General features: G+C 72.3%; 18 protein-coding genes. 7 read left to right on the top strand and 11 right to left on the bottom strand.

The window, feature by feature from the left end:
- Positions 1 to 4: 4 nt before the first annotated feature.
- Positions 5 to 982, bottom strand: coding sequence for a YihY/virulence factor BrkB family protein (locus tag ACY34M_RS15020; protein ID WP_462718133.1), 978 nt, complete (start codon positions 980 to 982; stop codon positions 5 to 7).
- Positions 983 to 1,155: 173 nt separating this feature from the next.
- Between ACY34M_RS15020 and ACY34M_RS15025 the strand changes: the two genes are divergently transcribed.
- Complete coding sequence (locus ACY34M_RS15025; RefSeq protein ID WP_462718134.1) at positions 1,156 to 2,637, top strand: aminotransferase class I/II-fold pyridoxal phosphate-dependent enzyme; 1,482 nt, start codon at positions 1,156 to 1,158, stop codon at positions 2,635 to 2,637.
- Here the strand turns inward: ACY34M_RS15025 and ACY34M_RS15030 are convergent.
- On the bottom strand, positions 2,591 to 3,643 hold the full coding sequence (locus ACY34M_RS15030; RefSeq protein ID WP_462718135.1) for an acyltransferase family protein: 1,053 nt from the start codon (positions 3,641 to 3,643) through the stop codon (positions 2,591 to 2,593). The two genes, ACY34M_RS15025 and ACY34M_RS15030, sit on opposite strands and share 47 nt — an antisense overlap.
- Positions 3,644 to 3,757: 114 nt before the next feature.
- On the opposite strand from ACY34M_RS15030, the gene ACY34M_RS15035 reads away from it, so the two are divergent.
- Positions 3,758 to 4,000 (top strand): hypothetical protein, encoded by a 243-nt coding sequence (locus ACY34M_RS15035; protein WP_462718136.1) that lies wholly within the window; start codon positions 3,758 to 3,760, stop codon positions 3,998 to 4,000.
- 9 nt (positions 4,001 to 4,009) lie between these two features.
- Here the strand turns inward: ACY34M_RS15035 and ACY34M_RS15040 are convergent, their stop codons facing one another.
- Entirely contained in the window at positions 4,010 to 5,365 is a 1,356-nt protein-coding gene (locus tag ACY34M_RS15040) for a vWA domain-containing protein (RefSeq protein WP_462718137.1), read from the bottom strand.
- Positions 5,362 to 6,219, bottom strand: coding sequence for an AAA family ATPase (locus ACY34M_RS15045; protein WP_462718138.1), 858 nt, complete (start codon positions 6,217 to 6,219; stop codon positions 5,362 to 5,364). The genes ACY34M_RS15040 and ACY34M_RS15045 overlap by 4 nt, the downstream gene beginning before the upstream one ends.
- A gap of 146 nt (positions 6,220 to 6,365) precedes the next feature.
- Between ACY34M_RS15045 and ACY34M_RS15050 the strand changes: the two genes are divergently transcribed.
- The 3 genes from ACY34M_RS15050 to ACY34M_RS15060 all read left to right on the top strand — a co-directional run bounded on the left by ACY34M_RS15050 (position 6,366) and on the right by ACY34M_RS15060 (position 8,545).
- Positions 6,366 to 6,863, top strand: coding sequence for a winged helix-turn-helix transcriptional regulator (locus ACY34M_RS15050; protein ID WP_462718139.1), 498 nt, complete (start codon positions 6,366 to 6,368; stop codon positions 6,861 to 6,863).
- Positions 6,864 to 6,959: 96 nt separating this feature from the next.
- Positions 6,960 to 7,478: an SRPBCC family protein gene (locus ACY34M_RS15055; RefSeq protein ID WP_462718140.1), complete on the top strand. Its 519-nt coding sequence runs from the start codon at positions 6,960 to 6,962 to the stop codon at positions 7,476 to 7,478.
- On the top strand, positions 7,478 to 8,545 hold the full coding sequence (locus ACY34M_RS15060; RefSeq protein WP_462718141.1) for an LLM class flavin-dependent oxidoreductase: 1,068 nt from the start codon (positions 7,478 to 7,480) through the stop codon (positions 8,543 to 8,545). The genes ACY34M_RS15055 and ACY34M_RS15060 overlap by 1 nt, the downstream gene beginning before the upstream one ends.
- Here the strand turns inward: ACY34M_RS15060 and ACY34M_RS15065 are convergent.
- Positions 8,525 to 9,556, bottom strand: coding sequence for a Ppx/GppA family phosphatase (locus tag ACY34M_RS15065; RefSeq protein ID WP_462718142.1), 1,032 nt, complete (start codon positions 9,554 to 9,556; stop codon positions 8,525 to 8,527). The two genes, ACY34M_RS15060 and ACY34M_RS15065, sit on opposite strands and share 21 nt — an antisense overlap.
- A 29-nt stretch (positions 9,557 to 9,585) precedes the next feature.
- A complete protein-coding gene (locus ACY34M_RS15070) occupies positions 9,586 to 12,738 on the bottom strand; it encodes a carboxyl transferase domain-containing protein (protein ID WP_462718143.1) in 3,153 nt (1,050 codons plus the stop codon).
- A gap of 85 nt (positions 12,739 to 12,823) precedes the next feature.
- Here ACY34M_RS15070 and ACY34M_RS15075 point away from each other — a divergent pair, with 85 nt between their 5' ends.
- On the top strand, positions 12,824 to 13,477 hold the full coding sequence (locus ACY34M_RS15075; RefSeq protein ID WP_462718144.1) for a TetR/AcrR family transcriptional regulator: 654 nt from the start codon (positions 12,824 to 12,826) through the stop codon (positions 13,475 to 13,477).
- A gap of 11 nt (positions 13,478 to 13,488) precedes the next feature.
- On the top strand, positions 13,489 to 15,153 hold the full coding sequence (locus ACY34M_RS15080) for an AMP-binding protein (protein ID WP_462718145.1): 1,665 nt from the start codon (positions 13,489 to 13,491) through the stop codon (positions 15,151 to 15,153).
- Here the strand turns inward: ACY34M_RS15080 and ACY34M_RS15085 are convergent.
- The 5 genes from ACY34M_RS15085 to ACY34M_RS15105 are packed head-to-tail and all read right to left on the bottom strand — an operon-like array spanning position 15,101 to position 20,311.
- Entirely contained in the window at positions 15,101 to 15,817 is a 717-nt protein-coding gene (locus ACY34M_RS15085; RefSeq protein ID WP_462718146.1) for an HAD family hydrolase, read from the bottom strand. The genes ACY34M_RS15080 and ACY34M_RS15085 overlap by 53 nt on opposite strands.
- A gap of 32 nt (positions 15,818 to 15,849) precedes the next feature.
- Complete coding sequence (locus ACY34M_RS15090; protein ID WP_462718147.1) at positions 15,850 to 16,335, bottom strand: Lrp/AsnC family transcriptional regulator; 486 nt, start codon at positions 16,333 to 16,335, stop codon at positions 15,850 to 15,852.
- A gap of 57 nt (positions 16,336 to 16,392) precedes the next feature.
- Positions 16,393 to 16,932 (bottom strand): flavin reductase family protein, encoded by a 540-nt coding sequence (locus ACY34M_RS15095; RefSeq protein ID WP_462718148.1) that lies wholly within the window; start codon positions 16,930 to 16,932, stop codon positions 16,393 to 16,395.
- Positions 16,929 to 19,127, bottom strand: coding sequence for a tetratricopeptide repeat protein (locus ACY34M_RS15100; protein WP_462718149.1), 2,199 nt, complete (start codon positions 19,125 to 19,127; stop codon positions 16,929 to 16,931). The genes ACY34M_RS15095 and ACY34M_RS15100 overlap by 4 nt, the downstream gene beginning before the upstream one ends.
- Entirely contained in the window at positions 19,124 to 20,311 is a 1,188-nt protein-coding gene (locus tag ACY34M_RS15105) for a hypothetical protein (RefSeq protein ID WP_462718150.1), read from the bottom strand. The genes ACY34M_RS15100 and ACY34M_RS15105 overlap by 4 nt, the downstream gene beginning before the upstream one ends.
- Between the last annotated feature and the right edge of the window lie 458 nt (positions 20,312 to 20,769).

A 20,769-nucleotide genomic window follows, 5' to 3' on the forward strand; every position in this document is an offset into this window, starting at 1 on the left:
TTCGCTACGTCGGCCGGCGGCGCCAGGCCATCCGGCGCCGCAGCCGCGCCGGCCACTTGCGGGTGTCGCGCGGCTCGGTGTACGGCTCCTCGCCCTCGGGGTGGCCGCTGCTGATGGCGCGCTGCCGGGCCAGTTCGGCGTCGAATTCCAGGCCGAGCAGCAGCGCCAGATTCGACAGCCACATCCAGATCAGGAAGACGACGGCGCCCGCCAGGGCGCCGTACGTCTTGTTGTACGAGCCGAACCCGGCCACGTACAGGGCGAAGCCGCCGGAGGCCGCGATCCACAGCAGCACGGCGAGGAAGCTGCCGGGGCTCAGCCAACGGAAGCCGGGGCCGTGCACGTTGGGGGCGCGCCAGAACAGCAGGGCCACCATCAGGACCACCAGGACCAGCAGCACCGGCCACTTCGCGACATTCCACGTCAGAAGCGCCGCGTCGCCCACCCCGAGCGCGTCGCCCGCGCGCTTGGCCAGCGGACCGGTGAACACGACGATGGTCGCGCTCAGCACCATCAGCACCATCAACGTGAGGGTCAGCGCGATCCGCAGGGGCCCCAGCTTCCACACCGGGCGCCCCTCCGGCGTGTCGTACACGGCGTTCGAGGTGCGGATGAACGCGGCGACGTACCCCGAGGCCGACCAGACGGCCACGAGCAGACTCACCACCGCGACCGCCCCGCTGGCTCCGCCCACGTCCTGCAACTGCCGTACCGCGTCGTTCAGCAGATCGCGTACCGGACCCGGCGTGAGATGGCGCAGGTTGTTCAGGGCGCCCTGCGTCGCCCGCTCGCCGATCACCCCGAGCGTGGACACCAGGACGAGCAGCGCGGGGAAGAGGGAGAGGACTCCGTAGTAGGTCAGGGCGGCCGCCCGGTCGGGCAGGCCGTCGTCGACGAACTCCTTGCCGGTGCGCCGCAGGACGGCCCACCAGGACCGCGCCGGCAGCTCCGTCGGGTCCTTGGGTTCCGAAGTCTCGGTCATGCCGCACGAGTGCCCGAGCGGGGGCCGCTCACGCCTCGTGTCGACGCGGACCGCTCACGTCAGGACCCGTCACCTCGCACGGAACATCTGCCGCAGATACGGGGGCCCCACGGAGGTGGAATGAATAGAGCCGCGGTGGAATGAACAGGCCACACACCCGGTACCCGGCTCCCATGGACCACACCTCCGCCCCCCTTCTGGAAGCCCTGGACTCCTACCACGCGCACGGCAGGCTCGCCTTCACGCCGCCCGGTCACAAACAGGCGCGGGGCGCCGACGAGCAGGCCAGGAGAGTGCTCGGCGACGCCGTGTTCCACTCCGACGTGCTCGCGAACGGCGGCCTCGACGACCGCCGGATGCGCGGCCACGTCCTGCTGCGCGCCGAAAAGCTGATGGCCGACGCGGTCCATGCCGACCACACCTTCTTCACCACGTGCGGCAGCTCCCTGTCGGTCAAGGCCGCGATGCTGAGCGTCGCCGGTCCCGGCGAGCGGCTGCTCATCGGGCGCGACGTCCACAAGTCCGTGGTGAGCGGGCTGATCCTGTGCGGCATCGACCCCGTGTGGGTCGAACCGCAGTGGGACGCCGAGCGCGGCCTCGCGCACCCGCCGTCGCCGCAGACGTACGAGGAGGCCTTCGCCCGCCACCCCGACGCGCGCGGCGCCCTGGTCACCAGCCCCACCCCGTACGGGAGCTGCGCCGACCTCCGGACGCTCGCCGAGGTCTGCCACGCGCGCGGAAAGCCGCTGATCGTCGACGAGGCGTGGGGCGCGCATCTGCCGTTCCACCCGGACCTGCCGACGTGGGCGATGGACGCGGGCGCCGACGTCTGCGTCACCAGCATCCACAAGATGGGCAGCGGCCTGGAGCAGGGCTCGGTCTTCCATCTGCGCGGCGACCTCATCGACCCGGCCACGCTGACCTCCCGGGCCGATCTGCTCGGCACCACCAGCCCCTCCGTGCTCATCTACGCGGGCCTCGACGGCTGGCGCCGCCAGATGCGGCTGCACGGCCGCGAGCTCCTCGACGACGCCCTCGACCTGGCGGCGCGGGCCCGGCGGGCCATCGACGCGATCGACGGACTGCACGTGTACGGGCGCGAGGACCTCACGGGCCCCGGCCTCGCCCACGACCTCGATCCGCTGCCCGTCCTCATCGACGTTGCGGACCTCGACACCACCGGTTACCGCGTCGCGGACTGGCTGCGCGCCCACCGCGCCCTCGACCTGCACATCGCCGACCACCGCAGGGTCGAGGCCCAGCTCACCCACGCCGACTCCCCGGCGACGCTCGCCGCGCTCCTCGACGGCCTGCGGGACGTCGCCGAGCACCGCCACGAACTGAGCGGCGCACCGCGGGTCGCGGTGCCGAAACCGGCCGACCTCCGCCTGGAGCAGGCCATGCTGCCGCGCGACGCGTACTTCGGCCCCGTCGAGGCGGTCCCGCTGGAGGACGCCGCGGGCCGCATCGCCGCCGAGTCGACCACCCCGTACCCGCCGGGCATCCCGACGGTGCTGCCGGGGGAGCGGCTCACCGAACCGGTCGTCGCCTACCTGCGCACCGGCATCGAGGCCGGCATGAACGTGCCCGACCCGGCGGACCCCTCGCTCAGGACGCTCCGGGTGGTGGCACGGGACGCTCCGCGTCCGGCCTGACGGGGTCCCGCTTGAACGCCCATGCCATCTCGGGCTCCATCGCCCAGTGGAACAGCCACCGCACGGGTCTCGTGCACAGCGCGGTGATGACCGCCGCCGCGAGCACGGTGACGGTGATCTCGCCGAGCGGCGTGTGCACCCAGTCGTGGTCGTACCAGCCCCAGAAGCGGGAGCCCTTCGCCAGGAAGCCGTGCAGCAGATAGCCGTACAGGGTGCCCGCGCCGAGCGCCGTGCACCACAGCCGGCGCCCCGGCACCCACGCGAAGAAGCACGCCATCAGGATCACCGAGCAGCCGAACAGGGCGAGCGTCATCACCACACCCGTCCAGCCCGGCGCGCCCAGCTCCTGCGCGCTGTCACGGCGGTAGAACCAGGCGGCCGTCATCCGCGGCGAGGCCCAGTACGCGACGAGCAGCGCACCCAGGAACACGGGAACGGCCAGCAGGCGGGCCTCGCGGCGCCGCACCAGCTGGAAGTGGTCCGGCCGCAGACACAGCCCGAGCACGAAGAACGGCAGGAACTGCAGCACCCGCTGAAGATCCAGGTCGTCACCGATGTCGGGGGAGACGGCGGCGAGCACGGCGACCGCGAGCGCCAGCGGCAGCGGCGCGCGGACGATCTTCCAGAGCGGGGTGGTGATCCGCCAGATGAACAGCGCGATCAGGAACCAGGTCAGATACCAGGGGTCGAGCAGCGTGATCGGGTAGTGCGGATCGTCGCCCACCGTGCGCTTGAAGAACGAGTACGCGACCTCGAAGATCACGTACGGCACCAGTACGCCCGTCACCAGGCGCTTCATCCGCCGGGGACTCGCGTCGAACGACCGAGAGAAGTATCCGGAGATCACGATGAACGCCGGCATGTGGAACGTGTAGACGGTGAAGTACAGCGCGGAGGCGACGCGGCTGTCCCCGCGCAGCGGTTCCCAGGCGTGACCGAGCGCGACGAGGACGATGGCCAGGTACTTGGCGTTGTCGAAGTACGCGTCACGGCCGTCCGCCCGCATCAGGCCTCCGTCCGGGACCAATGGCCCATGTGTCCAGAAGGTGCGCATGTATTCTGATGAGCACCGCTTGGGTGAGTTTGCTCAACTTATATCTGGAGGGGTGGTTCCGCACCCATGACGTCCACGACGCCCGTCACGCGCACGGCCGGGACCCCCATCGGCAGAGCCCGGCGCCTGGTGGCCTTCGGGATCGGTGCGCTGCTGTGGGTCGGTGCGGGACTTCTGTCCGTGGCTCTGCTCGGCCAGACGGGCATCTTCGTCCGGCTCCTGTTCGTCGCCGTGATCTCCTGCGCCTTCTTCTCCCTGGCGCTGGTCTGGGGACCGCCCTGGATGCCGCGCACGACGAGGCGGAAGTAGGCGCGGCCCCTACACGGGGAGCAGCCGGCCTACCAGTGCGCTCAGCTGGTTGGCGTTGCGGCACTCGTGCATCGCCACCAGCTCCGCGTACGTGGACGCCGCCGAGTCGCCCGTGTCCCACTGGGATCGGGGCTCCGGGTTGAGCCAGTAGGTGCGGCGGGCGGCGCGGGTGATGCGGCGCAGGGCCGGGAGGTTCGGGTTCTGCTGGTTGTTGCGGGCGTCACCGAGGAGGAAGACGGTGGTGCGCGGGCCGACCGCGGACTCGTAGCGCTCCACGAACTCGCCGAGCGCCGTGCCGTAGTCGCTGCTGCCGTGCCAGCCGGTCAGCGTCGCCTCGGACGCGATCCGGGCGCCGAGGCCCTCCGCGTCCGCGGCGCCGTGCGCGATGAGATCGGTGACCTCGTCCATCCGGTTGACGAAGGCGAAGACGCGAATCTTGCTGAACTGGTCGTGCAGGGCCTGGACCAGCAGCATCGTGAAGTTCGCGAAGCCGGCCACCGAGCCCGACACATCGCAGAGCAGCACCAGTTCCGGACGCGACGGACGTCGCCTGCGCAGCACCGGGCGCATCGGGACGCCGCCCGTCGACAGCGAACCGCGCAGCGTGCGGCGCAGGTCGATGTGGCCGCGGGCCGCGCGGCGCCTGCGGGCCGCGAGACGGGTGGCCAGCTTGCGGGCCAGGGGATGGACCGTGCGGCGCAACTCGGCGAGCTGCGCCTTGTCCGCGTAGAGGAACAGAGTGCGGTCCGGTGTCCGCACCGGCATGCGGCGGGCCAGTTCGTCGCGGTCGCGGGCCTCCGCGACCCGGCGCCGCGCCTCGCCCCGCACGCCCTCCCGGAACTCCTCGATGCGGCGGCGGATCTCGTCCGCCTCGATCCTGTCGGTGAAGGCGCCGGACTGGCCGCTGCCGCCCGCGCGAATCGCCGACATGACCGGTGCGAGCAGGGTCTGCGGGCGCAGCCGGTCGAGCGTCTGCTGCGACGACCAGCCGTCCGTGTCGTAGCCGCCCAGCGCGGCCACCGCCTCGGCCGCCAGGCGGGCCAGCGCCGCGCGGTCGTTCGCCGCCAGCGCCTCGGTGAGGCGCTCGCGCAGGCCGTCCCGGTCGGCGGGGCCCGCCTCGCCCGGTGCGCCCACCGCGCTCGGGAAGTACACGTCGAAGACCGGGTCGAAGACCGTGCGCTGGCCCTGGTCGTGCAGGAGCGCGCAGGCCAGGCCCTCGCGCAGGTGGTCCCGGCTGTCGAGGCCGAGCGCCGCCACCGCCCGCGCCGCGTCCACGCTCTCGCCCGTGCCGATCCGGATGCCGTGCGCGCGCAGCGCCCGTACCAGCGAGGTGACGCGGTCCGCGACCGGTGCGGGGGTGCTCACACCGCGTCCAGGTCGAGCTTCGCGGCGGCCGTGTTCACGTCCTCCTGGTGCTTGAGGACGACGCCGAGGGACGCCCGGACGACCTCCTCGTCGAGGCGGTCCGCGCCCAGCGTCAGCAGGGTGCGCGCCCAGTCCACGGTCTCCGCGACCGAGGGCACCTTGCGCAGGTCCATGGCGCGCAGCGCGCCCACGACGCGGACGACGGACTCGGCAAGCACCGAGTCGAGCTCCGGGACCTTCAGGGCGACGATGTCGCGCTCCAACTGCTCCTCGGGGAAGCCGATGTGGAGGAAGAGGCAGCGGCGGCGCAGCGCCTCCGACAGCTCGCGGCTCGCGTTGGAGGTGAGGACGACGAAGGGGCGCCGGGTGGCGGCGATCGTGCCCAGCTCGGGGACCGTCACCTGGAAGTCGGAGAGGACTTCGAGCAGCAGGCCCTCGACCTCCACGTCGGCCTTGTCCATCTCGTCGATGAGCAGGACCTTCGCGTCGTCGCCGCGGATCGCCGACAACAGCGGGCGGGAGAGCAGGAACTCCTCGCTGAAGATGTCCGTACGGGTCTGGTCCCACGTCTCGTCGCGGCCCGCCGTGATGCGCAGCAGCTGCTTGGCGTGGTTCCACTCGTAGAGCGCGCGGCTCTCGTCCACGCCCTCGTAGCACTGGAGGCGGATCAGGCGGGCGTCGCTGATGGCGGCCACGGCCTTCGCCAGCTCCGTCTTGCCCACGCCCGCCGGGCCCTCGACGAGCAGCGGCTTGCCGAGCCTGGCGGCCAGGAAGACGGTGGTCGCCACGGCGGGCGAGGCCAGATAGCCGGTCCCGGCCAGGCGCGTGGTGACTTCGTCCACGGAAGCGAACAACGGGGCCTCCAGCTCGGTGCGTTGTAGGGATCCAGGTGATCAGGTGCGGGGGCCGTCCACAATGGGCCTGCCCGGTTCATGGTGAACGTCACGTCCCGAGTCCTGTACTGAGACCTTCTCCGGGGCCCGTCCGTATCCTGACGGACATGAGGCGCACTTCCTTTGCCGACTGGCCCTGCTCCATCGCCCGCACCATGGACCTCCTGGGCGACTGGTGGACGCCGCTCGTGCTGCGCGAGGCGTTCTACGGCATCACCCGCTTCGACGTGTTCCAGCAGGAGCTCGGCATCGCCCGGACGACCCTCGCGGAGCGGCTGCGCCGGCTCGTCGAGGCCGGGCTGATGGAGAAGCGCGTCTACGACACCGCTCCGGTGCGCCACGACTACGTCCTGACGGAGAAGGGGCGCGACTTCTTCGGTGTGCTCGCCGCCATGAACGCCTGGGGCAATCGCTGGCTGTCCGGCGAGGAGGGCGAGCCCGTCGTCTTCGAGCACGACCGGTGCGGGCACGAGAGCGAGGCCGCGGTCGTCTGCGCGCACTGCGGTGAGCCGATGACCGCCGACGACACGCACGCGCGGATGGGACCCGGCTACCCGGAGAAACTCGCGCGGCGTCCGGAGATCGCGGCGCGCTTCACCCGCTGAACCGACTCGTCGAGGTGGCCGGGTTGCTCTTGACGTAGTGAGTCCATCTACGAAACTCTCGTGCTCGCAGGCTGTTCTACGGAGAGGTGGAGCACGATGGAGTGGACGGGCGCCCGGTACGCGGACACGCCGACCGTCGAGGTGCGACGCACGATCGCCGCGCCGCCGGGCCGGGTGTGGGAGCTGGTGACCGACGTCGGCCTGATGCCACGGTTCAGCGCCGAGCTCCAGTCGGCCGAGTGGCTGGACGAGGAGCGCGGCGTCGGCGCCCGCTTCCTCGGCCGGAGCCGGCACGAGGCGTTCGGCGCGTGGGAGACCACGTCGTGCGTCGTCGAGTGCGCGCGGGAGCGGGTGTTCGCGTGGGCCGTGGGCGACCCCGAACAACCCAGTGCGGTATGGCGGTTCACGCTGGAAGCGGTGGGTGACGGTACGACCGTGCTGACGCAGTGGGCCCGGATGGGGCCCGGCCGCTCCGGCCTCTCGTACGCCATCGACCGGATGCCCGAGAAGGAGCAGAAGATCGTCCACGGCCGGCTGCGGGAGTGGGAGCGGGGCATGAACGCGACGCTCGACGGGCTGAAGTCCCTCGCCGAAGCGGAAGGGGCCGCGGTCTGATGCGTACGTCCACCACCGTCGAGGCGTCCGGCGGGAACTGGCGGGACACCGTCGACTTCGTCACCGAGGCCGAGAAGCTGGGCCTCGACATCTGCTGGGTCGCCGAGGCCTGGGGCTCCGAAGCGCCGTCCCCGCTCGGCTACTTGGCGGCGCGCACCGAGCGGATGCTGCTCGGCTCCGGAATCATCCAGCTCGGCACCCGCACCCCGGCCGCCATCGCGCGCGCCGCGATCACCCTGTCGAACATCTCCGACGGCCGCTTCCTGCTGGGGCTCGGTCCGTCCGGGCCGCAGGTGATCGAGGGGCTGCACGGGGTGCCGTTCGCCCGGCCGCTGGCCCGGATGCGGGAGACCGTGGAGATCGTGCGGATGGCGGCGACCGGCGAGAAGATCACTTACGACGGGCGGGAGTTCAAACTGCCGCTGCCGGGTGGTGACGCGCGCCCCATGCGGTTGTCGATGCGGGCCGAGCACGAACTGCCGATCTACCTGGCCACGTTGTCGCCGAAGATGCTGCGGCTCACCGGGGAGGTGGCCGACGGGTGGCTCGGGACGAGCTTCGTGCCCGAGGGGGCGAAGGAGGCGTACTTCGACCACCTGGACGCGGGGCTCACGGCCTCCGGCCGGACCAGGGCCGACCTCGACGTCTGTCAGGGGGCCGAGGTGAACTTCGTCGAGGACGAGGAGGAGCTGGCGGCCGTGGTGGGCGGCCGGAAGAAGGAGCTGGCCTTCAGCCTCGGCGGGATGGGCTCCGCCACGACCAACTTCTACAACCAGGCCTACAGCCGGCAGGGCTGGGCGGAGGTCGCGGCGGCGGTCCGCGAGCGGTGGCAGGCGGGTGACCGGGACGGGGCATCCGACTTGATCACCGACGAGATGGTGCTCGCGACGACGCTCATCGGTACGCAGGACATGGTGCGGGAGCGGTTGGGCGTGTGGCGGGAGGCGGGGGTGGACACGGTGCGGTTGTACCCGGCCGGAGACACGCTTGCCTCGCGGCTCGCGACCCTGGGCCGGGCGATCGACCTGGTACGTGAGGCGGGCCTGTCAAGCCCCGCCGGCGATTGAGGCGCGGGGTCCGGGGCGGAGCCCCGTGGCGTGGGCCCGGTCGGCCGCCAGATGGAGCGCCGGAGGGTGACCCGTACCGGACCAGCCCTCGTCGCCCTCGATCCGGCGCAGCAAAATACCCTCCCGGATCGCCCAGGGACACACCGTGAGCCGGCGGATGCCCATGAGCTTCATCGCCGTATGACCCACCAGCGCCCCCGCAAGCGACTGCGAGGCCCGCGGCGCCGAGATGCCGGGCAGCTCCGCCCGCCGCTCCGCGGGGAGCGCCGCCAGCTCGGTGACCGCCGCGCCGAGTGCCTGACGGCTCAACTGCCGCGCCACAAACGGCCCGTACCGCCCCGGAGGGGCCCCGCACAGCCGCGCCAACTGCGTGAACGTACGGGACGTGGCCGCCGCCGTCAGCGGCCCCTCCCAGCGGATCCGCGCGGCGACGTCCCTGAGCTGGTGCCGCACATGGCGGCGCAGTGCCTTGAGGTCCTTCTCCGACGGCGGCACCCCGTCGCCCGGCAGGAACTCGCGGGTCAGCCGCCCCGCCCCGAGCGGCAGCGAGATCGCGAACTCCGGCAACCGGCCACGCCCGAAGGCCACTTCGAGGGAGCCGCCGCCGATGTCGAGGACGCCGAGCGGCCCGGCCCGCCAGCCCATCCAGCGGCGGGCCGCGAGGAAGGTCAGCTCGGCCTCCACCTCGCCGGGCAGCACCCGCAGGCGCACGCCGGTGCCCTCCTCGACGGCGTCGAGCACCTCGTCCCGGTTCGGCGCGTCACGGACGATGGCCGTGGCGAAGGCGAACGGTTCGTCGCTGCCCCACCGTTCGGCCTCGGCGACCGCCGCCCGTACCGCGTCGATCAGCCGCTCCACGGCCGGCGGCCCCAGTCTCCGGTCGCCGTCGACCAGTTCGGACAGGCGTAGCCGCCGCTTGGCCGTGTGCACCGGCAGCGGTGCGCCGTCGCGCGCGTCCGCGATCGCGAGACGCACCGTATTCGAGCCCACATCCACCACACTGATACGCATGATCGACGGAGTACCCCTTGTTGAGTGCATCAATGCCCCGACGCGTGCCGGATCGATACCGGAATGTCCAGTACCGACATGATCCAACTCCGTGAGTCCGCGGGGTCGACGACCGCGTCGATCTCCAGCGCCGCCGCCGCGTTCACGGCCCTGCCGTGCTCGTACATCTCCGCGACGCGCGCCTCGAAGGCCCGCTCCCGCTCGGCGGGGTCGGCGATCGCCTCCAGTTCGCGCCGGTAGCCGAGCCGCACCGCGCCCTCCAGACCCATCCCGCCGAACTCGCCGCTCGGCCAGGCCGCCGTGCCGCGCGGCGCCCGCGTCGAACCGCCCATCATGGCCATCGCCCCGAGCCCGTACGCCTTGCGCAGCACGAGACACACCAGGGGCACCGTGAGGCGGGCGCCCGCGACGAACAGGTCCGCGAACTGCCGCACCGTCGCGGTGCGTTCGGACTCCGGGCCGACCATGAAGCCCGGTGTGTCGCACAGTGAGACCACCGGGAGCCCGAACGCCTCGCACAGCCGCAGGAACCGCGCCGCCTTGTCCGCGGCGTCCCGGTCGACGGCGCCGCCGAGGTGGGCCGGGTTGTTGGCGACCAGGCCCATCGGGTGGCCTTCGATCCGGACGAGCGCCGTGATGATGCCGGTGCCGAAGCCGCGGCGCAGTTCGAGCACCGAGTCCGTGTCGGCGAGCCCGTCGATCGCGGCGCGGATGTCGTAGGCGCGGCGCCGGTTCTCCGGGACGGCGTGGCGCAGCCGTCGCGGGTCCGGCGCCTCCCAATTCTCCTGCGGGCCCTGGAAGTACGACAGGTAGGCGCGGGCCGCGCGCACCGCATCCGCGTCGTCCGCCACCGGCAGGTCCACGACCCCGTTCGGCACCTGCACCGACAGCGGGCCGATGTCCTCGGGGCGGTGCACGCCGAGGCCGCCGCCCTCGATCATGGCGGGGCCGCCCATGCCGATGTTCGCCTCGGGCGTCGCGATGACGACGTCGCAGCAGCCGAGGAGCGCCGCGTTCCCCGCGAAGCAGCGGCCCGACGCGATACCGACGAGCGGCACCTTGCCGTTCAGCCGCGCCATTTGATGGAACGTCATGACGTCCAGGCCCGCGATCGACGCGGTGTCCGTGTCACCGGGGCGGCCCCCGCCGCCCTCCGCGAACAGCACGACGGGCAGTTCCCGCTCCTCGGCCAGGTGCAGCATCCGGTCGGTCTTGCGGTGGTTGTTGTGGCCCTGGGTGCCGGCGAGCACCGTGTAGTCGTACGACATCGCGACCGCGGGCGCGCCGCCGATCCGGCCGGTGCCGGTGACCATGCCGTCGGCGGGCGTCGAGCGGATCAGGTCGTCCAGCGGGCGCCGCCGCCGCTGCGCGGCCACCGCGAGCGCGCCGTACTCGGTGAACGTGCCGGGGTCGCACAGCTCCTCGATGTTCTCGCGGGCCGTGCGCCGCCCCGCCGCGTGCCGCTTGGCGACGGCCTCGGGGCGGTTCTCGTCGAGGCCGAAGGCGTGCCGCGCGACGACCTGCGCGAGGTCGGGGCGCACCGCGTCGAGATCGACCTCGGCGACCGCCTCTGTCGCCGTCCCACCGTCCTCCGTCACGTCGAGGAGCACCAACTCGGCTCCCTCGGCGACGGTTTCACCGACTCCCGCGCCCACCGCGCGGACGACCCCCGCGTGCTCGGCGCGCACCACGTGCTCCATCTTCATGGCTTCCAGTACGAGCAGGGTGGCTCCGGCGGCGACGGACTGACCGGGCTCCGCCTCGACGGAGACGACCGTGCCGGCCATGGGCGCGGTCACCGTTCCCGGTTCCGTGGTGGCTTCCGGGGCAGCGGCGGCCGGTGGCACGAGCTCGGGGAGGTGTCGCTCCACGAAGCCGGTGTCGAAGCCGCCCGCCGTGCAGCCGGGGTGGTCGAGCAGCCTCGCCAGGAAGGGGATTCCGGTCCGTACGCCCTCGACCGTGAACTCGTCGAGCGCCCGCCGGGCCCGTGCGCACGCCGCCGCGAAGTCGCCGCCCGGCGCGTGTGCGACGACCTTGGCGAGCAGCGAGTCGTAGCGCGTACCCAGCTCCGTGCCGGTGCGGGCGGCGGTGTCGACGCGGATGCCGGGGCCCGTCGGCACGTCGAGGCGCGTGATGTGTCCCGCCGAGGGCCGTACCGTCCCGTCGGGCCCGGTGACCTCCGCGTTCACCCGCAGCTGCACGGCGAATCCGCGCGGGGCGGGCGGTTCCCCGGCGAGCCCCAGGTCGGCCAGGGTGTCGCCCGCCGCGATGCGCAGCTGCGTCGCGACGAGGTCGACGCCGGTCACCTCCTCCGTCACCGTGTGCTCCACCTGGAGACGCGGATTGGCCTCCATGAACACGAATTCCTCGCCGCTGACGAGGAATTCGACGGTGCCGACACCCATGTAGCGGGCGGCCCGGGCCAGCCGCAGGGCGGCGTCCACGAGCCGGCCGCGCACCGCCGCGTCGAGGCCGGGCGCCGGGGCGATCTCGACGAGCTTCTGGTGGCGGCGCTGCGCGCTGCAGTCCCGCTCCCACAGGTGGCCGACGGTGGCGCCGTCGCCGACCACCTGCACCTCGATGTGCCGGGCGCCCTCCCACAGCCGCTCCACGTACAACTCCGCGCGACCGAAGGCCTGCTGTGCCTCGGATGCGCACCGGTCCCACGCCTCGTCGAGCGCCGCCGCGTCCCGTACGACCCGCATCCCGCGCCCGCCGCCCCCGCCCACGGCCTTCACCATCACGGGCCCGTCCGCGAGGAACGTGCGCGCCTCCTCAAGGCTGGTGTCACCCCGCGTGCCCGGCAGGACCGGCACCCCGGTCTCCTCGGCGAGCGCACGGGCGCGTGCCTTGTCGCCGAACAGGTCGAGCACCTCAGGCGACGGGCCCACGAACGTGACACCCGCGTCCGCGCACCCGCGGGCGAGCGCCGCGGACTCGCTCAGGAAGCCGTAACCGGGGTGGAGATACGTGCAGCCGGTCCGGCGCGCGGCGGCCACCAGCGTCGCCGCGTCGAGATAGCCGCCCGCCGCGAGCGGCACGGTCTCGTCCGCCGAGGGCAGATGCGCCTCGTCGCCCGGTTCGTGCACGGCCACCGTGCGCAGGCCCAGTTCGGCCGCCGCGCGCAAGACCCGTACGGCGATCTCCCCACGGTTGGCGACGAGTACGGCGGCAGACCCCATGTGCCCCTCCGGGAAGTCGGGTTGTTCCAGACGCGGATTCCGTCATGCTCATTGACACTGACGTCAACGTCAATACTCTGGCGCTGTGGCACGCAGTCAGCAGGACAGACCGCCCCGGCGGCAGGAATGGGCGACGCGCACCGCCCGCGACCGGACCGACGCCCCGGCGCGCGGACGGCTGCTCGACGCGGCGGAGCACGTCTTCGGACGGCTCGGCTACGGACCGGCGACGGTCGCCGACATCACGGTGCGGGCCGAGGTGTCACGGGCCGGTTTCTATGTGTACTTCGCGTCCAAGGAAGAGATCTTCCGGGTCCTCGCGGGGCGGGTGCGGGACGCGTTCCTCACCGCGCAGGACGTGCCGGGCGTGGACACCGACGACGTGGCCGCCGTGGCGCATGCCTCCACGGCCGCGTTCATCGCCGCCTACGCCCGCCACCTCCCGCTGCTCGGCCTGCTCGAACAGCAGGCGCGGGGCGACGCCGAGGTGCGCGCCCTGTGGGAGGAGATCCGCGAGCGTCCGGTGCGCCGCGCCGCCCGCTACGTGCGCCGGGTCGCGCAGGAGGGCCGGGCGCACCCGGTCGTCGACCCGCTCACCCTGTCCCGCGCGGTCGGCGGCATGAGCATCGAGTTCGCCCGGCTCGTCGCCGAGCGCCCGGAGACGTACGACCGGGCGGTCGAGGACGCGACCGTCATGTACCTGCACCTTCTCGGTATCGGAGCAGCACCGCAGCAGTAGGGAGCCGCACGTTGTCCCACGGCACATCCACCAGCGACACAGAGGCGTATCTGCGCGATCTGCGCGCCCGCCAGGACAGGGCGAGGGCGGGCCGCCAGCCGGCCGGGACCCGGCACGAGGGCGGCGAACTGACGCTCCCGGCACACGTGGCCCGCTGGGCCGCCCGCAATCCGGACCGGCCCGCGATCGTCACCAGGGCCGAGACCCTCAGCTACCGGCAACTCGACGACCAGAGCGCCCGGTTGGCGGGCTGGATGGTCGCCCGGGGAGTACGGCCCGGCGACCGCGTCGGCGTGTTCCTGCCCAACGGAGCCCGCTTCGTCGTCGCCCTGCTCGCCGTGCTGCGCATCGGCGCGGTGCACGTGCCGGTCAACCCGATGTTCCGCGCGGCGGAGCTGCGGCACGAACTGAACGACGCGGGACCGCAGTTGCTCGTCACGCAGGACGCGCTGCTGCCCGCCGTCGACGAGGTGCGCGCCGACACCCCCGTGCACACCGTCCTCGCGGACACCGACTGGCCGCGGGCCCTCGCCCACCCCCGCCACGAACCCGTCGCCGACGATCTCGACACGCTCGCCGCCCTCAACTACACGGGCGGCACCACCGGGCTGCCCAAGGGCTGCGAACACACCCAGCGGCACATGGTCTACACGGCCACCGCCATCGACAACGGGCGCACGGCCACCGACGAGGAGCGCGAGCGCGGCATCGTCTCGGTCTGCTACCTGCCCATCTTCTGGATAGCGGGCGAGAACCTCGGCATCCTCGCCCCGCTGGTCTCCGGCGGCACCAGCATCCTGCTCACCCGCTGGAACGCGGCCGACGTCCTCGACGCCATCGAGACCCACGGTGTCACCACCATGGCGGGCACCGTCGAGAACTACCTCGAACTCCTCGACCACCCCGACTTCGCGCGCCACGACCTGACGAGCCTGTCGACGCCGCTCACCGTCTCCTTCATCCGCAAGCTCACCCCGGCCCTGCGCGCCCGCTGGAAGGCGGCGGTCGGCGAGCACAGCGTGCTGCGCGAGGCCTCGTACGGCATGACCGAGACACACACCAGTGACACCAACACCCTCGGCTTCCAGGAAGGTGACCACGACCTGCTGAGCGACCCCGTGTTCTGCGGACTGCCGGTCCCCGGCACCGACTTCATGGTCGTCGACTTCGCCACCGGCGAGCCGCTGCCGCTGGGGGAGCGGGGCGAGATCGTGGTGCGCGGGCCCTCCGTGCTCACCCGGTACTGGCGGGCGCCCGGGGCGACGGCGGCGGCGCTGCGCGACGGCTGGCTGCACACCGGGGACATCGGCGCCCTCGACGAGGACGGCTGCCTGCACTACCTCGGCAGGGACAAAGACATGATCAAGGTAAAGGGCATGAGTGTCTTCCCGACGGAAGTGGAGACACTGCTCGCCCAGCACCCCGACGTGCTCGCCGCCGCGGTCGTCGCCGTCGAGGACCCGGACAGCGGCCAGCGCCCCTACGCCTTCGCGCGCACGGTCCCCGGATCCGCGCTCACGGGGGACGTCCTCAAGGAGTGGGCGGCGGGGAACATGGCGACGTACAAGGTCCCGCACGTCGTCGAGATCCTCGACGAGCTGCCGCTCACCCCCACCGGGAAGATCAGGAAGACGGAGCTGAGCGCTCGAGCCACTCGCACGCGGCCCGCGCCGTGAACTCCTCCTGACCGCCCTTGAACAGCAGGTCCGCCGTGGTGAACGCCGGGTCGTCCGCCTGCGCCGCGACGTACGGCAGCGCGATGCAGCGCATGCCGGCCGCGTGCGCCGCGGCGGCGCCCGGCGCCGCGTCCTCCAGGACCACACAGTGCGAGGCCCGCGCGGCGAGCCGGTGCGCCGCCTCCAGGAACACGTCGGGAGCGGGCTTCCCGTGCTCCACCTCGTCCGCCGACACGTACCGCGGCAGCTGCGCCTTCAGCCCCGTACCGGTGAGGATCGCGTCGATGGCCTCCGGCGACGAGCCCGACGCGACGATCATCGGCACGCCCGCCGCGTGCAGCCGCTCGACGAACAGGCGCATCTGCGGGAAGACATGGGTGTCGGCGCGCGCCAGCTCCAGATAGCGGGCGTTCATCTCCTCGAGCAGCTCGCCGTCCGGCACGTCGATGCCGTACTTCCGCTTCCAGATGCCGATGGTCTCCAGCGTGGAGATCCCGACGTACGTCTCGTGGTCGGCCCACGTGAAGTCGGTGACCCCGCGTCGGGCGAGAGTGCTCAGAGAGGCCTTGAAATAGTTCGGCTCGCTGTCGACGAGGGTGCCGTCGAGATCGAAGACGACCGCGGTGTCGCCGAAGTGGTACGAGGGGTGGTTCGCGTCGCTCATGTGACCCAGGATGCAGGACCGAGGTCCCCCGATCATCCGCGCGGCGCCCCCGCCGCCCTGCCGACCGACTCGACCAGCGGCAGCACCCGGTGCGGGACACGCTCGCGCAGCGCCACCTCGGTGCGCGTGCGGACCACTCCCGGCACGCGGTTGAGCTGCTGGACGATGTCCTCCAGGTGCGCCGCGTCGCGGGCCGCCACGCGGGCGAGCAGATCGCCGCCACCGGTGATCGAGTGCGCCTCGATGATCTCCGGCACCCCGGCGAGCTCGTCCGCGACGTCCGCCAGATGGCCCTGGGTGACCTCGATGTGCACGAAGGCGAGCACCGGGTGGCCGAGCGCCGCGGGGGACAGCGAGGGCTGCACCCCGGTGATCACGCCGTCCCGCTCCATCCGGTCGATGCGGGCCTGGAGCGTGCCGCGGGCCACGCCCAGGATGCGGGCGTACTCGCGCATGCTGGTGCGGGGCTGTTCCAGGAGGAGCCGCAGGATTCGGGTGTCGAGCTGGTCCACGGCCATGGCGGACGACTCCTTCGGTGGCACGGTCGATCGCCGTCGACTGTACCAATGGCCCAGTCACGGGCGCCTGTCGTCACGCCCCGGTTCCGGCAGGCCGACGAACGTCCCCTCGTGGTGCACCAGCGGCCCCGCCTCCGTGATCCGGCCCGCCCGCACCACGAGCCCGATGACCAGCGCGTGGTCGCCCACCGGGTGCAGGGCGACCGGCGTGAGCACGAAGCGGGCCAGTACGCCGTCCAGGGCGGGCAGCCCCAGCGGGTCGCGGTGCCAGGAGGTGCGGGGTCCGAAGCGGGCGTGGCGCGGGCCCGCGAAGACCCGCGCCACCTCCTCCTGGCCGGCCGCGAGCAGCTGCACCATCACCCATGTCGCGTCCCGCACCGCCGTCCACGACCCCGACCGCAGGCCCACCGTGAACGACAGGAGCGGCGGATCGAGGGAGAGCGAGGCCAGCGAGGTGACACAGAACCCGGTGGGCGGCTCCCCGCCGACCGTGACCACCGCGACCCCCTTGGCATGCCGGCGCAGCGCGGACCGCACGACGTCGGCCCGCGCCGCTTCGACCATCGCCGGTTCGACACGCATCGCCTCCGCGGTCACGCCGCGCCCTCCCGGGGTGCGGCCCCGGTGCGGGCGAGGATCTCCTCGGCGTGCGGCGAGGCGCCGCCCTGCTCGTAGGCGGCGAGGTGTGCGCGCCAGTCCGTGAGCGCCCCGTCCGGGTCGTCGAGCGCGAACCGGCTGACGCCCCTGAGGTACAGCAGCTCCGGGTCGGGCGCGCCCTCGGCCGTCGCCAGTACGCGGTCCAGGTCGGCGGCGGCGCGCCGGTGCTCGCCGAGGGACTGCAGCGCCACCGCCCGGTTGGTGCGCAGCTCGGGGTCGTCGCTGAGCGAGAGCGCCACGTCCAGGTCGTCGACGGCCTCGGCGGACCGGCCGGCGTCGAAGGCGAGGACGGCCCGGTTCGCCCAGGCGGCCAGGCAGCCCGGATCCGCCTCCAGCGCGGCCGAGTAGCTCTCGTACGCGGCGCCGGAATCGCCCAGCTCCGCGAACAACGCGGCTCGTGCCGCCAGGAGTTGGGAGTGGTGCGGCGCCACGGCGAGTCCGTGGTCGATGTCCGCGCGGGCCCGGTCGACGTCGCCGTGCGCGAGGGACAGGTCCGCGCGGTGCAGCAGCGAGTCGACGTGGTCCGGTTCGAGGGACAGGGCGTAGTCCAGATCGCGCAGCGCGCCCACCTCGTCGCCCAGCTCGCGCAGCAGGTCGGCCCGGTTGAAGTGCGCCTCGTAGAACGGCGGGGTGAGCCGGATCGCCGCCGCGTAGTCGGCGAGCGCCTCGCGGGGATTCCCGAGCGCGCGGTGCTGTGCGGCCCGCTCGAAGTAGTAGTCGCCGTAGTCCGGGTCGCGGCGGATCACCTCGTCGTAGTCGGCGAGCGAGGCGGTGTGGTCGCCGCGCGCGCCGCGCACCTGCGCCCGGTTGTACAACAGCACGGAACGGTGCAGGAGTTGCTCGTCCGGGCCGAAGTCGGCGTCGGTGATGGCCATCGCCTCGTCGACGAGGGCGAGCGAGCCGTCGGCGTTGCCGCGGTGCAGCTCGACCAGGGCCCGCGCGTTGCGCATGAAGGCACGCACCAGGATCCGCTTGTGCGGGTCCGGGTGCACGTCCGCGATCGAGATCGCCGTGTTCACCCAGGCCAGGGCCAGGTCCTCGTCGTGCGCGTCCTTCGGCAGGAACCGCGTGTAGAGCATCGCCATGAGGTACGCGGTCCCCATGTGCACATCGGGCGACAGCGAGCCGCGCCGCATCTCCTCGAAGTACGCGAAGGCGTCGGCGCCGCGCCCCAGATAGCAGAGGCAGGCGCCGATCTTGTGGGTCAGGTTCCAGTAGGTGCGGTCGCGCTCGGCGTCCGCGAGGAGCAGCCGGCCGCGTTCGGCGAGGTCGACCACGGACTCGTAGAACCCCTTGTCGAAGCAGGTGTTGACGGCCTCGACGAGCGCGTCGAGGCCCGCGCCCAGCGGGTCCGTGCCGTGCTCCAGGTGGTACGGGATCGCGCCGAGCCGCAGCGTCGGCTCGTCCCGCTCGGCGAGCAGCGCCGCGCGGGCGGTGTGCCGGCGGGCGCGGTCGGCGGCGGGCTCCGTCACGTAGGCCCGCAGGAGGCGCGGGTCGTCGCTCGTGCCGTCGCTGTCGACGTAGAGCTGCGCGAGGTCCGTGCCGGGCGGCAGCTCCGGGTCCACGACGGGCAGCCGGGGCACCCGGTGGGCGTGTGCGGCGAGTGTCCTGCCGAGCAGGTCGTCGGCCGCCCCCGCGCCGTCCACGACCACGGTCAGGGTGGCGGGATCGCAGCGCCGCAGCAGCACGGCCACCAGATCGCGGTCCGTGGGGTCGGCCTCGTCGAGGCCGCGGAAGGAGAGGGTGAGTCCGCGCGGGTGGGCGGTCCGCGCCCAGTCCATGAGGAGTTCGGCGACGCCGTGCGCGATGCGCAGGGCGCGGGTCGCCGGGTAGAAGCGGGTGCGCTCCTTGGCGTGGGCGAGGTTGGTGAGGGTCTGCGGCGGCGTCGGCACGATCTCCATCAGTTCCGGGGCGATCGACTCCACCTCGGTGGCCCGCGCGGCGGCCACCAACTCGCTGTCCTTCTGCACCAGTTGCGGTACGGCCCGGTGCAGGAGGAAGTGCGCGGCGGTGAACGGTCCGCGCAACCGGCGGTGGCAGCGGACCTCCAGGGACGGGGTCGGCGGCGATCCGGCGGCCGTGGTGTGCGCGGTGGGGTCGAGCCACCAGTGCCGCGTCGACAGAAGTGAGGTCATGGCAGGGCTCCTTGCGGTGTGGTGGGACGGGACCGGGCCCTCCGGTCCCGCAGCGTGACGTGGACGAGCAGCCCGATCTGCAGACCGGACAGGGCGAGGAAGCCCGCCGCGTCGACGAGGTCCCAGAACGGGGCGTGCGGGTCGCCGAGCCGGTCGGCGACCGTCGACCAGAAGCGCACGGCGGTGGGGATGCCCGCCCAGGCCAGCGAGGCGAGCGAGAACCCGTACCCGGCGACGAGCAGCGGCGCGTACCTGCGGGCCATGGCGCGGTCGCGCTCGGACCACTCGGTGTCCGGCACCGGCGGCGTACGGCGCAGCGCCTTCCTGATCCCGGCGCGCAGCCGGAACCGCGTCGCATTCTGCAGATCCGTGCATCCGGTAGCGGTCGTCACCACGTAATAGATGTCGGTCTCCAAATAGAACAGGAATTGCCAGATGAGCCGCAGGACGCAGGTGAAAGCGACAGCAAGGCAGAGTTTGTGAATCCACGACGGAATTGCCGTTGTGTCAAGCGCGAGCGAAATCAGCGTGAAGAACGACAGCAGGACAACATCTGCCAACATGCCCGCGCAGAACGGCAGATAGCGTTTTCGGCGTTCGACGCTGAGCAGCGAATCGAGCCGCGTCTCCGCGACGAGGTAGTAGAGCCTGCGGCCGATCCCCAGCGTGGACGGGAGGCCGAGGCGCCGCCCGGCGAGTGCGTGGAACGCCTCGTGCACGACGATGCACGGCAGCGCCAGCGCGAAGACCGTCAGCGGAATGAGCGTCAGGTAGTGCGTGAAGAAGACCTGGTGGTACGAGGGCCGCAGCCCCGGATCGCGGACCATCACGGTCACCGCGGCCGCCACCAGCACGGCGTACGCGATCCACGCCGGCCAGGAGAAGACGGCCCGGCCGAGCCCCTGCCAGCGCACCCGGCGCTCTTCCTCGACCGGCTCACCGGTGTGCAGGAAGCCCAGGTCCGCGAGGGTCTCCAGGAAGTCGTCCATGTCGAGCGGGCCGCCGCAGGTGCGCTCGTACCAGTCGGCGACCTCCGCGACGGGCGCGCCGTCGGCGAACATCCGCAGCGCCTGCGCCCCCTCCTCGGGGAACACCGCGTACGAGCCGGTGTCGGGCCTGCCGACCATCACGCCGTCGTCCTCGGTGACCATCGTGAGCCGGTGCAGCCGAACGGTGCCGGTCATCCGGCACACCCCCTTGTGGGAGACGGGCAGGAGCGGGAGACCGGGGCCGGACCCCGAAGGCGGTCCGACCCCGGCCGAGGAGGCGCATTACGCGGCGTCGCCGCAGAGGTAGTAGCAGGCCGTGGTCAGACGGATGGGTCCTGCCTTGCGCACAGAAATCTTCTTCATGGTGTTCCCCCTTTCCGGATCATCGAGGTCGGGCGAATTCCGGAATCGCTGTGCTGGAGCAAGCTTTGGCATGCGAATTCAGGCATGTCAACGGGGAACGGAAACGTCCGCAAATTATTTTCTCAATGGATTTTCGACCCGTTTTTGGGCAGGGGGAAGCCACTCTCCTTGCACGGGGAAAAGAGAAAGCAGAGTTCGCTTGCGGAACAATGAGAAGAGATCGAATCGGGCGCGGCGCCTTCGGTCGACCGCGCCACCCGTGATCAGCGGTGCGCTCTGCGTGCCATCCG

It is taken from the genome of Streptomyces sp. EDA2-14 (assembly GCF_054963755.1).